The organism is Flavobacterium sp. CF136, assembly GCF_000282055.1.
Lineage (GTDB): Bacteria > Bacteroidota > Bacteroidia > Flavobacteriales > Flavobacteriaceae > Flavobacterium.
The window spans coordinates 96,099-111,163 of record NZ_AKJZ01000041.1; the positions used below are offsets into that span (position 1 = coordinate 96,099).

Here is a 15,065-nt window from a genome sequence, read left to right on the forward strand (position 1 = left end):
CTAGCTGAATCTAACCTTTTCATAAAATAATGAGAAAGGCAATGGCTAAATTTATTTAATGTTCGTTAAAAAATTCCAGCATTGTTTTCAACGCCTCTTTCGAGTGCATTTTCTCACCATTTTCAAGGGATTCCTGTGCTGCTTTTGATGCTCTTTCACGCATATTTGATTCATAAAAAGAAATAGCCTCCTGTACTGTATTATATTGATCAGAGGTCAGGCATTCGCTTAATTCCAATGCATCAAGCATGGCCATATTAGCGCCTTCGCCTGCAAAAGGAGGCATTACGTGTGCGGCATCACCAATTATTGTTACATTAGGCAAAGTTTCCCAGGTTTGATCTAAAGGCATGCAATAAATCGGACGTGGAATAAAAGGTGCTGAAACATTTTCGAATAGTTCATACCAAATACTGCCCCATTCAGGATAGTCTTTTTTAAACCATTCTAACATTTGTGTTTTATCAGCATAATTCAATTCGTTGGTTACAGCCCAATTTTCATTTGCTTTAAAGCTCGCGTAAAAACCAAGGTCACCACCGCCTTTTTGTCCCATTAATATGTTTTTTGTATTTCCGAATGCCATTATTTTACCGTCATTTAGTAAGGAATCGATATAAGGTGCTGCTTTTTTGGATTCGTAAATACTGCCTTCAAGCATCGTTATGCCAGAATAGTATGGTTTGATGTCTGTGATGTAAGGTCGGATTTTAGAGTTGGCACCATCAGAACCAATTACAATGTCAGCGTAAGCATATGAGCCATTTTTGAAATGCAATAACCAGCCTTCATTTTGTTTTTCCATCGAAATAAAATGACTGTTCCATACTACCGTTTCCGGCGATAAGGATTCCAGCAATATTTTTCGTAATACACCACGATCGATTTCAGGACGAAAATGTTCATTGCCAAAATCTTGCTCAGGATTCGTTTCATGGTCACTGAAAAATATAGTGCCATTTTCGTCCAGGATGATCGTTTTGTCTGCACCAGGCATAAAATTATTTTTAAATTCTTCAAATAAATTAGCTTTGTGAATAGCAGCCAAACCTGATTCATCGTGCAAATCTAAAGGTGAGCCTTGTACTCGTGCATTTTTATTCAAATCTCTTTCGTACACTTTTACATTTACGTTTTGCAATTGTAAAAGTCTGGCTAAGGTAAGTCCGCCTGGACCGCCGCCGATGATGGCGACTTGTTTGTTTTCTGGTAACATTCCGTATAGTTTTTAAATACGGTTCAAAATTATTGCTGTTTCAGGACGGATAATAGTATAAATCGGTCATCTTTATTTTTTAGCAATTCGCTGGGTACTACACCTGAAAATTTCCTGATCTCTTTTATGAAATGGGTTTGATCAGTGAAGTTTAACTCCGGGAAAAGTTTTCCTTTTGCAATATGCTGCAATGATGCCTTAAAGCGTAAAATTTTGCAGAATGCGTTTAATGAAAGTCCAAATTGCTTGTTGAAATAACGGTTGATCTGCCTGCTGCTCCAGATTATTTTTTCTGAAAGTGCTTCTACTTTTATTTCGCCGTTTGAAGCATAAATCAATTCAAATAGTTTGCGTTTTCTTTCGTCAATTTCGCTGGGCAAAAGTTCGTTTAGTTTTAGTACTGTTTTTTGATGAAACGCCTCAAAATCTTTCAAATCATCGGTATTGATATTCCAAAAGTTTTTTGGTAGATTTTTTGCACTGTTTAAAATATCAGCAATAGAAGTTTGTAAAATATATTCAACTCCCAGTGGTTTAAAACTGACTTTATAGGCAAGTGTGTGTGGTGGAATAATTCTTTCTTCCGGTACCGTTTCCAAGCCAATAAGCGTAACCTGAAAAGGGGCTGATTCAGATTGCATAAAAAACAAATCAACTCTTCCGTCAGGCATCAGAACCACTTCTTTTGCTCTGTCTGATTGATTATGAAACATCCCGATATTTTCTACAAAGTCAGCTAGTGGCTTGTCCGGGAGGATGAATTTGTAATAGAAGTCATTGTTCATGTTTTTGATTAATTTTTTGCCGTTTGTTGTACAAAGTCAAACCTTGCAATAACAATGTCAAATTTATATCAAAAAAATGAAGTTGATACTTCTATATTTCAATCAAAAACGTAATTAGAAGTTAATATTTTAAAATCCATTAAGATATGTTAGTAATCACGTAACAAAAGCTGCGATTGCATTATAAATAAAAATTGGCACTCGTTATAAGCGAGCGCCAATAATAATAGGTTTACAGTACAGGAACCCAACCGTTGAATATTTTGGAAACAGTATATTCTTTTGCTTGTGCGTCTGAGAGCGGGTGTGACCATTTTACCCTTGAACTCATATTGCCGCCCAATCCGGTAGATTTGTACTCGCCATAAAAAGTTGTTGATTCGGCTTCCGGTTTACTCCAGTTGTGCCATCCCTCCGGTTTAATATGGTTGGCCATGTCGCAATTTATAAAAACTGTTTTGGCATAATTACCCCATGGACGGCCCAAATAATAAGTTGCCTTGCCCGAATCGGTCCTTAAATTACAATTTAGGAAAACGTACCCAAATTTACTGGTTTGACTGGTACTTGCAGCTGTAATATAGGTGCCGCCTTTTTTAGCGAAAATTTGACATTGGTCAAAAACCGCTGTCGATGCGCCAAAAATAAAGTCGGTAGCACCGGCAATGTAGCATTTGTAGTAATATTGTCTGCTCGTGTCTGTTCGTGTGTATAATGTGTCCTGAAATCCTAAAAAATTGCAATTATTAAAAATAGCTTTGTCACCATCTACACGAACAGCTACAGCCTGTCCAACATTGCCCGAACTGTTCTCAAAAGTAACCGAACTGGCTTTGAAATTACTCCCCGTAATAACAAAACTTGCCGATCCGCTTGTGCCTATTGCTGTTCCAGCACTATTGAGTTTAGATGCATAATCGTTATAGGTAATAATCACGCCGTCTTTGCTTTCGCCCACAATGGTGACATTGATTTTGTCTTTTGGCAGTACCAATTTCTCTTTATATCTTCCGTTTTTTATAAAAATTTTTGTTTCGGCAGTATTGTTTGCGGTTACGGCAGTAAACGCTTGCTGAATTGTTTTATAATCTCCTGTACCATTGATATCTACAACCAGGTTATATCCGGCCATTTTTTGTGTCGATACGCTGGTTTTGGTATTTGATTCCGGCATTGCTGCATCTGATTCCAACGTTGGACTTGTGCACGCAACAACGATGGTTGCCAGAATACACTGGGTTGTTTTAATAAATTTTGATTTCATAATCAGTTTAAGTTTGGTTAATTGGTTAGTAATGATTGCTTTAAAAAAAATAAATTTAACATTTTTTTTGTAATTGTAATATTTTTCTCCTTCTTATTTTGTATTATTCGTATATTCGCTCTTCCTAATTAACCATAACCAACTATAATGAATATAAAACAAGCTACTACTATAGACGAAGTTATCCAGCTATTGGATGAAATAATTGAAATATCAAAAAAAGAACAAAACGCTATAGGTTTGTTTACTATGCTATATCGTGAAGTTACTGTAAGAATCAAAGAAGGGATTGGCAATGGTTCTTTTCAAAATGGGGAGCGAATGGAAAAACTGGATGTCATTTTTGCCAATCGGTATTTAAAAGCCTATTACCAATATAAAGCCAAAGAAAAACCATCCGAATGTTGGGAATTCTCCTTTCAGCAAGCAGAAACTTTTTGGCCAATAGTTGTTCAGCACTTACTGCTCGGAATTAATGCACATGTGAATCTGGATTTAGGAATAGCTTCAGCCCAGGTCAGTACGATAGAAGACATTGAAGACTTAAAATCTGATTTCGATCAAATAAACACCATTCTTAGCAATCTGGTTGGAAGTGTCGAAAAATGCTTAATCAAAATTTGGCCAACGCTCACGATTATACTAAAATTAACGGGTAAAATAGACAACTTCTTTATTGATTTTAGTATGGAAACCGCCAGAGATGGTGCCTGGAAATTTGCCAATGAATTTGTGGCACTTCCGGAAAACCAAAGAGAAGCCTGCATAAAGCTAAGAGATGAAAGAATTACAGAAATCGCCCGATTAGTTTCAAACCCGGGGTATTTTGTTAGTGCCGTTTTCAAATTCATTCGCTTATTTGAAAAAGGAACTGTTGCTCAAAAAATAATTGATTTGAAGATAATTCAGGAAAAAAAGATTGAATGTGCTGTTGTATAATTTCAAAAATTACACAAAGAAAAACTGCAAAGTTCGTTGCAATCACATTTAGTGGTGTTTATAGGATAGCTGTCATGGAAAGGAATTCTTAAAGTAAAGTAATCGCGTTGCAAACGCTACGATTACGCTATAAATAAACACTCGATACAAACGTAGTAGAAACTTTGCAGAGCAATCGCGATTTTCACCAATGAACACTCGCAGGGAATTAAAATTTATGTCTATTATTTCAATAAAGATTGTTTTTAATAGCATAGTCCCTTAATTCATTTTTATAAATTACTTTTGCCGTTTCATAATTTTTTAAAGCAATATTTACTTTTTCTATGTTTTCATCGCTAAAGTCCTCGCCAATTATGAGTTTATGTATTTTATCAAATAAAATTGGCAAGACAACTTCTATTTTTTTTATAGATTCTAAATATTTTATGCCGATATTGAAAATTTCTTCATTATTATCATTTTTAAATTCATTTTTCAAAATTAACAATTCTTCATTATTATTTTTTTGTATTTTAATTGTAAGCCCTTTGATACTGTCAAATTTTACTAGATTTGATCCTCTCAGGGATGAATCAAAATTGAATTTTTTAATAAGGTCATTCCTCATATTATAATCTTTAACTACATTTTCAACAGCATCAAGAACAATAGCTATTTTTTCTCCTTTTTGCTCTTTTTTGTTATTCTGTGCGTTGCAAATAGAAACAATCAACAATAAGATTATAAGACTGGATACTTTTAAAAATTTCTTCATATTTTTTTGGGGTTTAAATTACGTGGATTATTCAATCTTGTTTATAACGTTCCGCGACTTGGCGAAGTCGGCTATAAAATTATCACTAATTATTCCAAGCACAAAGTTTTTTTTTCTCAAATTCTAAAGAATTCGTGATGTGGATCTACTATGTGCGCCAAACGACTGCTAGCGGTAGTTTTACTTAATTAGATTATGTAAAGTACTACTTATATCTTCAAAAAAACTTTTTAAATCCTGCTCAGAGTTTTTAAATAGGTTCATATATTTAAGGTGAATAGTTTCGATTTGAATTTCTAATTCTTTTAATTAGTTTAATACTTTAAAATAAAATCTACTGAATTATTTTCTAAACCGGTATAATATCCCATGAATAAAACATAAAAAAAACCACAAACAGAAGCTTGTGGTTTTTTGTACTTATAATTTTTTTGCCGTACATTAAAAGATAAAGTGGCTTGCTATTTAACTATTTTACTTTTAGGCGTAAGTTATAATCTGCCATAATTTCATTAACATGTTCCTGTTTGATTTGTTTTCTGTTTAAACCCTGCAGGCTTCCTACATATCCTGTAAAGACATGGCTAATAAAAAGCGGCGAAAGATTCGATCTATGAGATGTGTTATGACAGGAGAAGCAATTAACAATATTATCAACTGTATTTGCATGTATAGACGATGGTTTTCCAAATCCTACCTGAACATAGGTTTCCATGGTAATATTATAGGCCGCAATGGAACCTCTTGTCAATTTTCCTGGTGTAGATTCTGAAAGAGTACCACTTAACGAGTCTAATAAAGCTGCTTGTGCCGGAGTTCCATTGTATCCTTCTGTATTAATCCATAATGAACCGTTGTAAAAATAATTATTCCAAATACCTTTCAGCTGTGACTTAACACTTTGGTTAATAATCCGAATATTATTGAAGTTCTGCGAACCATTTTGACTTGTTTTCATATAAAGCTGAACATTATAAGAACCTTTCATTGCTTTTTCAACAGGAACGCCATATTTGTAAACGGAAAAGACATCTGTATAAATCCCGTTTTTTGAAGTTATATTCGTAACCGTTGCAGTGCTGCTTTTATTAAAAAAAGGATAATCAACCGTACTCGTCACCGGTGCATCAGTTGTTGGCGTAGCTTTTGACCAATCGTAAGCAGGTGCAAGATTTTCATGTTCAAAAGTAGCCCATACAAATTCGGGATGATTCTCTACAACTCCAACTACATGCATTCCCAAAAGAGCCACTTTGGTTTTTACTCCATTGATTACTCCCTGAGTAATAAAATAAGAAGAAGGGTCTTTAAGAACACTCGCATCAATCCAGGAGGTTTTAAGTTCTAATGAACCTACAGGAAAAGTGATGCCTTTCACTTTAGAAGGGTCATTTTTTGCTATTGGACCATATTTTAGCATTGTTGTGTACATAAGTCTGTCCATAAATATAGAATAATAGACCGTAGTAGATTTAGGAACACCCGATGGATAATTAGGTGTTTTTAAAATATCAGTAGTAGAGCTTGCCTGAGCAGTATCTGTCAAAACAATTCCATTACCTGGATCTAATTTCTGACCTGCGGCATTCACCTGAATCAGATTGGTCATAAAAAATGGCACTCCATTGACCTCATTGGTGAGCCAAAGAAATTTTTGCCAGGACCATTGATGAAAGTCGCAATTCGTTACAGTTGCATTGTTGGCAAATACGCTTGTTGGTCCTTCATTTGGCGGAGGAGTCTGGCGAGTGTTGTTTACGATCGTAAACCAATCAGCAGGAGCTAAACACTCAGAAGCAGTGGCACTTTTTTTTATATTTGTATAATTGCCTTTTTCTCCGTTTGATTCCTTTTTACAGGCACAGAATGAGATTAGCGTGATTAAAAGTAATACCTTTTTTGTAGTTTTCATATTGGTTTTTTTTGGTTAATTTTTGTAGTTATCTCTTTTGAATACCTGAAACTAAGCAATTAAGAAACTGACTTCTGAAAAAATGTCTTAAGCCTTCCATATTTAGGTATAAAGACGAGAAAAATGTGTATAAATAAAATAGTATGACTTGTGCCCACACAGTATTTCATTGCTCACCATTAAGTAATTATAAATTTTCCGAAAATTCATAATCACTAAACTTATTTCCATACAATTATACTACAAAATACTCCCCAACTACCAAGTACTTATACCTGTTTTTAAAAATAAAAAAGCTCAACTTTTATGGTTGAGCTTTTCAAATTATCTGGCTGGCTAGCGTCCTGTTTGTGAACCTAATATTTTTTGAGGTTATTTCTTTAATTTATGATATCTAAAATTGTGTATAATAATTTTGCTCCTTTTTAATTATATTCTGATAGCGCGAAGACATATTCACGCCATCAGAGTTATCATTGTTGCTACTAAGTCAGGAGACTTCGCAGAGTGTGAGTTGCAAATACGAGTGATCAAACCGACAGATATATCCGCGCGATCTGGTCTAAGATTGTGGACATGAGCGGGCCGCACGCGCTAGCGGAGGGTTTTGATTACCTGTTGTATTGCCCGCTTAATTAGTTTGTTTTATATCAAGTAGAAAGTTCGGGTCAACTGAAAATGGCTTTAACGGTTTGTTCTTTAATTTGATTTCTGTCCAATTTGTTGTCGCAGTAATCCACATGTCGGGAGAATTTAATTTAATGGGAATTTCCAAGTCCGGAACGCCTGCAACCAGTCGATACTTCAATTCATTGTCGGTTATGCTGTACTCAAGGATGGGTAATGATGGAAATCTCAAATACTGGTTAAAAATCTTAGTAAAATCCCTTTTAAAGAAGCTGCTGCAGAATTCTTCCAATTGATAGGAGTAAATAGTTTTATGATAAAACTTCTTATTCAGTGCTCTGAGAAAACCTTGAAACTTTTTGTCGTCATTGATGATTTCCCGTAACATATGAATAATTGCCCATCCTTTGAAATACATGTCGTCTCCTGCATCCTTGAATATCCCGTAGTCCGAGATTAGTGGAGTTCTATTCTTTATTTTATTCGGTAGCCTCGTTAGAAAGAAATCCCTGCCTGCGCTTCTTCCCAGGAGTTCTTCGATAAACAGTTCTTCTCCATAAGCAGCAAATCCTTCCTGAACCCACCTGTCAGCAATGTCTGACATGGTTATATTATTACCGAACCATTCGTGAGCCAACTCATGAACTATCAGGCGATCGGTTTGTAAGTCAAGGTCTGTTAGATTCTTAAATGAAAAACGTCCTTTCCTAAATTTATTTCCGTACGCTATTGCACTTTGATGTTCCATTCCTATATAAGATGATTCTACCATTTTAACTCCATCTTCATAAAAAGGATAAGGACCAAACCATTTTTCAAAAGCTTTTATTGTCTTTTTTGTTTCAGGAATTAAATGACCAATTGCTTTATTTCGGTTGTAGTCCAATACCCAGAAATCCAGGTCTAAATTTCCTTTCTCTCCTTTATAAACCTCATTGATGTTAACATACTTTCCTATATAAAACGAAATACCATAGTTATTGATAGGGTTTGTTACAGCCCAGGTATATTCAGTTTTGCCATTTACACTTCTTCGGGATTTCAGTCGTCCATTTCCAATTAAAACTCCCAAAGAGTCATTTATAGAAATTGTCAAAGAAGCTCCGCGGTCAGGCTCCTCACTATAATGGTCTTTGCATGGATACCAAATACTTCCTCCAACCATTTGACATGCCACAGAAATCCACTCTCGATTTAAAGAATCCTTTGCCCATACAAAGCCACCATCATAAGGTGGGTTTTTCGATTCTTTTGGAGTCCCGGAATAAAAAATATCAAGTTTACCATTTTTTTTATTCAGTTTAGGAGCGTCAATTATATATGCAGCACCATACCTCTTAAACTTTAATTTTGTTGTACCCGTTTTGATACTGTCAATTAATAATGGTTCCTGAAGGTCAATCTGCATAAATTGCGAATGGAGATTTTGAACGATCTTAAAGTCGATTGTATTCTTTCCTACAATTCTTCTTTTGTCAAAATCTATTTCAAGACTTATGCCGTAGTGTTGAACGTCCCACCATAGTCTCTCCTTTGTAATTGTCCCCTTTAATGAATCCTGGCTTACGGGCTTGAACGAATCCTGAGCTGTTGCTATAATTGTCGTGAATGTCAGAAGTAATAAAAGAAGTGACTTATTAATCATTGTAGATAATTTAAACTTTTTAATTATACTCTAATTCGATCGCGCGGATTTGCAATCCGTGCCTGCAAGATTGATGTTTTTCTGTTTATAAATATAGAAAAAAGCTACATAAATTTGTAGCTTTTTTTACTTTGAGTTTTTGTATTGTGTCTCACTGTTGTGGGCACGGATTGTAAATCCGCGCTATCTAGTTGTTTTCACGAGCGACACTCGCACCAGCTAGGAAGAGTTATTGAAAAATTTGATTTGGATATTCAATTTCTAACCACTTTTCTAATTTTTGACTTTTTAAACATCCTAAAAGAATTTCTTGCGATACAAAATAGTCTTCAATTGAAATTCTACCGTCATTATCCATATCTACGGCGTTGTCAGTCATAAAATCTAAAATAGAATTTAATATAAAAGATAAATAGTATTTCAAGTGCGAAATATGAGTATAAATTCCATTTTTAATTGCAGCATTATGAACAATTTCATTACGGATCCTATATAATCTTGTAATATTCCATTTTATGTTATTTTGATGTCTATCAATAACTTCCTGAATTTTATTAGGCTCTTGATACCATTTTTGAAAATATTCAGCTCTAAATTTTAAAAGTTCGGACTCTGTATTGTTTTTAATATCTTCAAAGGTTTTGTTTGTCAATAAATAGTCCATATCCTCTCCATAATTAATTATAGAAGATGAAACGCCCAGCCTTTCTAAGGTAGAATGGAAATCAAATAAATTTCTTTTTACATATATTAAACTGTGGCATTTTGAAAAATAATCACGGATTCTATTGATTGTCTTTTCCTCTATAGTAAATGATGTAAATATAAATTCAAGTCCAATCCAATAATTTAAGAATTTTGTTTCTAATTCAGGAGATTCACTTCCAGTTCGATAATAACGAATTGCGCTCAAAATTTTTTGATAACTTTCCTCTTCGATATTACTTCCTTGAAGTTTTTTAATTTTTTCTAAAAGATTATTAAATACTAATGCATTGCTATTAAATTTTCCATCAATTTGAAAATTGCTAGGAACCGCAGTAGATTTTAAAGGCTCATTTTCCGCAATAGTTAGACAATGTGATTCAACCTTATAGTGTCTAACATTATACCCTAAATGATAAATGTCTAAATCCTTAGATAGCTTATCAATTCCTTGTTGAACAGATTTGAAATGATCTTTTGTTTTATACTCTAAACCTATTAAAATATTGGCTGCATTTTTTTCTAAAAATATTTTTCCTTCTTCTGAAATAATTGGTTTTAATTTATTTCTTTCTTTCCTATCAATTAAAAAATATGAAGAGTCAATTCTATTCAATTCATGAAATTGAAAGGATCGATCCTTGAAAGCAAAAATAATTTTAAAATTTTCATCTTTTTTAAATATTATACTCTCAAAAATTTTAAATTGAATATCAAAGTTTGTTGAGGATTTTCTATGAAATTTAAATATGCTTTGAAATATTTTATATAAATATTGTTTAGAGAAACCATTTGTAAGTAATTCAATGTAAAAATAATCAACTAGTACAATTAGTCTTTTTTTAACCATATTTAATTCCTTTTCCTTTGCTGAATCAATTTGATATTTATTATTTAGAAAATATTTAAAGGAATCTAAAATTCTATAAATTTCATCAAAAATTGTTGTAAAATAATCCTGATTGTATTTTAAGATAAATTTACTTGATTGTTGAATTAATTTATAGTTGTTTCGAGTTGGTTTTGATAATATATCCAGATAATGTTTTTTACTAACACTTTTAAAAATTAAAACATCAGTATCATCTTCTAATATTTTTTTAAGTTCTTTTGATGTAAATTCTACATATTCGTTGTTTGTGAGTACACCATTAATTGATGAATTTATTACAATTATTAATTCTTCGATCAATGATTTTGGATTGTGTAAACGTAATCTATAGCTATCTATTGAATTATAAAAAAGACATTCTATAGATTTGTCTAAAAATATTCGTTCTAAAGGATTAACCTCATATTCTAAATTAAGATTTTGCATTTTGAAATTTTATTTGTATTTTTGTACAATAATACTATAATTCGAAAACTATCAAATTAAACATACAGAAAGGGGCTCGAGTTTTACCTCTGTAAAGTTGTAAACTACAAGTCTAATTCGTTCCCCTAAGAGTTAAAGACCGACTTTATGTCGGTCTTTTTATTACTGTTTTTAAATTTAATCGTCTTTTTAGAATGGTAAATCTGGCTCATTTGTTAAGTTTTTTGTTCTAAATTCTAGTTGATCTTGATTTGATAGAATCCAATGTTCTCCTTTTTCTAGTAACTTACAAGCAAAATATTCTTCTCCATTATTCCAATGCTCATATTCTTTAACGATCTCTATTAAGCCTAATTTATTTAGAGTTCTAATACCAACGCTTGTTGCTATATCGGTATAGCCAGATTTTGCCATTTCATTTTTTAATCTATATACTGATGAACTATCTTCTGATGAAACTTGGTCTTCCATCATTAAAATTAACAATGCAATTTCGTGCCCTTTTAAGCCTTCAGTTTCTACCACAGGCGTAGTATTTAATTGTTTTACTGTTTTTGATTTTATTTGAAATGCTTTTATTTTTCGAGTTATAGTATCTCCTAAAATATTAAAATCACTTGTAGAACTTGTCTTGTAAGTTATAATATGTCTATGCTGAATATCAAATGGAAATTTTCCAATTCTTTCATCAGAACATACCATTATGACATCTTTATTGCACGCAAATGCATATCCCAATTCATACCAAACATTTGGATTGTCGCTTGTAATTTCCGCAAAGCAAATACCACTATCAATAATTCCTTTTTCAATATCATCAATTGGAATCCTAACACTGAGATCTTTGTCAATTCGGTATGGCTTAAATTCAGCTTTTATAATTGCGGGTTCAAAAATATCGACAAATCTTTTGTCAAATTTATCATTATCGAAAGGTTGTATTACAAAACATTTTTCCATATAATTTCATTATTTTATTAGTGTATTATTTGCACCTTATTTTTAAATTTATAGATCTAGTGTTTTTTAATTCTATTACTACGAAAACTATTTCTAATTCCTCAAATATATAAATTAACCTCGAAAAACTGGTTAAAATTATTTTATAAACATAAATGCTTTAAAGAAATCCAAAACCTTACAAAAACCTTGAAACTTCTTTTTAAATAACAAATGCCCCCTAGCCCTGATAGAAGCGGCATCCTTTTTAGGCAAACGAAAATATCTCATTCAACCGAAAATATTATGCCTAAAAAGATATAGCGAATAGCAGGAATCAGCTCCTAAAAAAACCATCAACGAACAACTTTTAACTATCAACTATTTTTCGTAAATTTGCACTCCAATAAAAGGAATTAGAAAATGTTAGATAGACTTCAAATAGTAAAACAGCGTTTTGACGAGATTTCGGATTTGATTATCCAGCCGGATGTTATTTCTGATCAGAAACGTTATGTGCAATTGAATCAAGAGTACAAAAACCTGAAAGCATTGGCTGAAAAGCGTGATGAATACGTGCTTTTGATGGCTAATATAGATGAGGCAAACGAAATTATTGCTGATGGAAGTGATGCAGATATGACCGAAATGGCCAAAATGCAATTGGACGAAGCAAAAGAAAGACTGCCGGAACTTGAGGAAGAAATCAAATTTATGTTGATCCCTAAAGATCCTGAAGATGCTAAAAACGTGATGGTTGAGATTCGTGCCGGAACGGGTGGGGACGAAGCGAGTATTTTTGCCGGGGATTTGTTCAGAATGTATACTAAATATTGTGAGAATCAAGGCTGGAGAACTTCGGTTGTGGATATGAACGAAGGAACTTCGGGAGGTTTCAAAGAGGTTATTTTTGAAGTTACCGGAGAAGATGTTTACGGAACTTTGAAGTTTGAAGCGGGTGTTCACCGCGTTCAGCGTGTTCCTCAGACGGAAACTCAGGGTCGTGTGCATACATCGGCGGCTACGGTAATGGTTTTGCCGGAAGCGGAAGAGTTTGATGTTCAGATTGATATGAATGATGTTCGTGTAGATTTCTTCTGTTCATCAGGGCCTGGTGGGCAATCGGTTAATACAACAAAATCTGCTGTACGTTTAACGCACATTCCAACCGGATTGGTGGCGCAATGTCAGGATCAGAAATCACAGCATAAAAATAAAGATAAAGCATTGACGGTTTTACGTTCTCGTTTGTATGAGCAGGAATTGGCCAAAAAAGAGGCTGAAGATGCTACAAAACGTACATCGCAGGTAAGTTCGGGTGACCGTTCGGCTAAGATTCGTACGTACAACTACGCTCAGGGCCGTGTAACAGATCACAGGGTTGGTTTGACTTTATACGATCTAGGAAATATCATGAATGGTGATATCCAGAAAATTGTTGCCGAGTTGCAATTGGTAAACAATATGGAGAAACTGAAAGAAGCTTCTGAAGTGTTCTAAAATTTTGGAGTATAGAAAATAGAGTAAAGAATAAAGATAAAAGCCGGACTATGAACATGCCCCAAAAAGTTAGACACTATTTGGGGCATTTTTTATGGAAAGAAAAACAAAGTATGACTATGCATTTAGATTAGAATGTGTAGAATTGGTTTTAAAGGAAAAATATTCAGCTGGATATGTTTCAAAATTGAAGCAGACTGCAAGATGGAATATTCGTAAGTGGGTCAGTTTTTATAAGATATATGGTGAAATTGGTTTATTGCCACGAATTAATCAAAGCTATTCAGCCGAATTTAAGCTAAAAGTGCTCAAAAGCATAGAAAAGGAATCTCTTTCCTTGATGCAGGCTGGCATAAGATTTAATATTCCCAATATTTCCATGATTTTAAAATGGAAAAAAGATTTTGCTAACTTTGGGCTAACAGGATTAAAACCAAAACAAAGAGGCAGACCCGTATCGATGAGTGACCATAAAGGCAAAAAACGCAAATCAGACAAGCCCTTGACAAGAGAGCAAGAGCTACTAAAAGAGAACGAGAGACTTCGCTGTGAGAATGAATTGCTAAAAAAGCTTCAAGCCTTAATTCAAGCCAGGAAAAATCCAAAGCCATAAATGAATTAAGGCATAAATTTGGTTTGGAATTACTTCTGAACCTGGCAAATATGGCGCGCAGCAGTTTTTATTATCATCAAAAACAAAGTAAATCACCTGATAAATATAAAGAAACTAAAGAACTGATTAAAGTCATTTATCAAAAGCATAAAGGACGTTATGGCTATAGAAGGATAACCGATGAACTGCAAAACAGAGGGTTGCTTATCAATCATAAAACAGTTCTCAGATTAATGAATCTATTAGGGCTGAAAAGTATTATTAGAGTAAAAAAGTATAAATCTTATAAAGGTGAAAATGGTAAAATAGCTCCAAATATACTAGAACGAAATTTTAAAGCAGAAGCTCCAAATCAAAAATGGGCAACCGATATCACAGAGTTCAACGTAGGGGGAAACAAATTATATTTATCACCAGTAATTGACTTGTTTAACGGGGAAATAATCAGCTATGAACTCACAGAGAAACCAGTGTTCAATCAAGTAGTTATGATGCTGAAAAAAGCCTTTAGGAAAATACCGGATAATACAAATTTAATACTTCATTCTGACCAAGGCTGGCAGTACCAGATGAGCCATTACCAGCATTTATTAAAACAAAAAGGAATCAAACAAAGTATGTCAAGAAAAGGAAACTGCTTAGATAATGCAATTATTGAAAACTTCTTTGGAATATTAAAATCTGAAATGTTTTATACCCAAAAATTCAAATCAATAGAACAATTAAAAAAAGAAATTAATAGATATATAATCTATTACAATAACGAAAGAATTAAATCAAATTTAAACAAAATGAGCCCGATAAAATATCGAGCTCATTATTATCAAATTTAATTATAAATTTGT

The 15,065-nt window shown here is 33.3% G+C and carries 12 protein-coding genes; 4 read left to right on the forward strand and 8 right to left on the reverse strand.

Going from position 1 to position 15,065, the window contains the following annotated elements:
- Nucleotides 1-55: 55 nt before the first annotated feature.
- The 3 genes from PMI10_RS13525 to PMI10_RS13535 all read right to left on the reverse strand — a co-directional run bounded on the left by PMI10_RS13525 (nt 56) and on the right by PMI10_RS13535 (nt 3,265).
- Nucleotides 56-1,216, reverse strand: a complete 1,161-nt coding sequence (locus PMI10_RS13525) for an FAD-dependent oxidoreductase (protein WP_007808809.1) — start codon at nt 1,214-1,216, stop codon at nt 56-58.
- A 29-nt stretch (nt 1,217-1,245) separates the two neighbouring features.
- Nucleotides 1,246-2,001, reverse strand: a complete 756-nt coding sequence (locus tag PMI10_RS13530) for a helix-turn-helix domain-containing protein (RefSeq protein WP_007808811.1) — start codon at nt 1,999-2,001, stop codon at nt 1,246-1,248.
- A gap of 232 nt (nt 2,002-2,233) precedes the next feature.
- Nucleotides 2,234-3,265, reverse strand: coding sequence for a pectinesterase family protein (locus PMI10_RS13535; protein WP_007808813.1), 1,032 nt, complete (start codon nt 3,263-3,265; stop codon nt 2,234-2,236).
- Nucleotides 3,266-3,412: 147 nt separating this feature from the next.
- Here PMI10_RS13535 and PMI10_RS13540 point away from each other — a divergent pair, with 147 nt between their 5' ends.
- Entirely contained in the window at nt 3,413-4,204 is a 792-nt protein-coding gene (locus tag PMI10_RS13540) for a DUF5995 family protein (RefSeq protein ID WP_007808815.1), read from the forward strand.
- A gap of 229 nt (nt 4,205-4,433) precedes the next feature.
- On the opposite strand, the gene PMI10_RS13545 is transcribed toward PMI10_RS13540, so the two are convergent.
- The 5 genes from PMI10_RS13545 to PMI10_RS13565 all read right to left on the reverse strand — a co-directional run bounded on the left by PMI10_RS13545 (nt 4,434) and on the right by PMI10_RS13565 (nt 12,128).
- Complete coding sequence (locus PMI10_RS13545) at nt 4,434-4,961, reverse strand: hypothetical protein (RefSeq protein ID WP_007808816.1); 528 nt, start codon at nt 4,959-4,961, stop codon at nt 4,434-4,436.
- A 469-nt stretch (nt 4,962-5,430) separates the two neighbouring features.
- Nucleotides 5,431-6,873 carry a hypothetical protein gene (locus tag PMI10_RS13550; protein WP_007808818.1) on the reverse strand — a complete coding sequence of 481 codons (1,443 nt, stop codon included), beginning with the start codon at nt 6,871-6,873 and terminating at the stop codon, nt 5,431-5,433.
- A gap of 631 nt (nt 6,874-7,504) precedes the next feature.
- Nucleotides 7,505-9,145, reverse strand: coding sequence for a M1 family metallopeptidase (locus tag PMI10_RS13555; protein WP_007808820.1), 1,641 nt, complete (start codon nt 9,143-9,145; stop codon nt 7,505-7,507).
- A gap of 229 nt (nt 9,146-9,374) precedes the next feature.
- Nucleotides 9,375-11,168 (reverse strand): HEPN domain-containing protein, encoded by a 1,794-nt coding sequence (locus tag PMI10_RS13560; RefSeq protein ID WP_007808822.1) that lies wholly within the window; start codon nt 11,166-11,168, stop codon nt 9,375-9,377.
- Nucleotides 11,169-11,357: 189 nt separating this feature from the next.
- On the reverse strand, nt 11,358-12,128 hold the full coding sequence (locus tag PMI10_RS13565) for a hypothetical protein (RefSeq protein WP_007808823.1): 771 nt from the start codon (nt 12,126-12,128) through the stop codon (nt 11,358-11,360).
- Nucleotides 12,129-12,530: 402 nt separating this feature from the next.
- On the opposite strand from PMI10_RS13565, the gene prfA reads away from it, so the two are divergent.
- From prfA to PMI10_RS13580, 3 genes are all read left to right on the forward strand, one after another.
- Entirely contained in the window at nt 12,531-13,607 is a 1,077-nt protein-coding gene (prfA, locus tag PMI10_RS13570; RefSeq protein WP_007808826.1) for a peptide chain release factor 1, read from the forward strand.
- Nucleotides 13,608-13,701: 94 nt separating this feature from the next.
- Nucleotides 13,702-14,220 carry a helix-turn-helix domain-containing protein gene (locus PMI10_RS13575; protein ID WP_007808827.1) on the forward strand — a complete coding sequence of 173 codons (519 nt, stop codon included), beginning with the start codon at nt 13,702-13,704 and terminating at the stop codon, nt 14,218-14,220.
- Nucleotides 14,217-15,053 carry an IS3 family transposase gene (locus PMI10_RS13580; RefSeq protein WP_238539472.1) on the forward strand — a complete coding sequence of 279 codons (837 nt, stop codon included), beginning with the start codon at nt 14,217-14,219 and terminating at the stop codon, nt 15,051-15,053. Before PMI10_RS13575 ends, PMI10_RS13580 begins: the two co-directional genes overlap by 4 nt.
- Nucleotides 15,054-15,065: the final 12 nt, after the last annotated feature.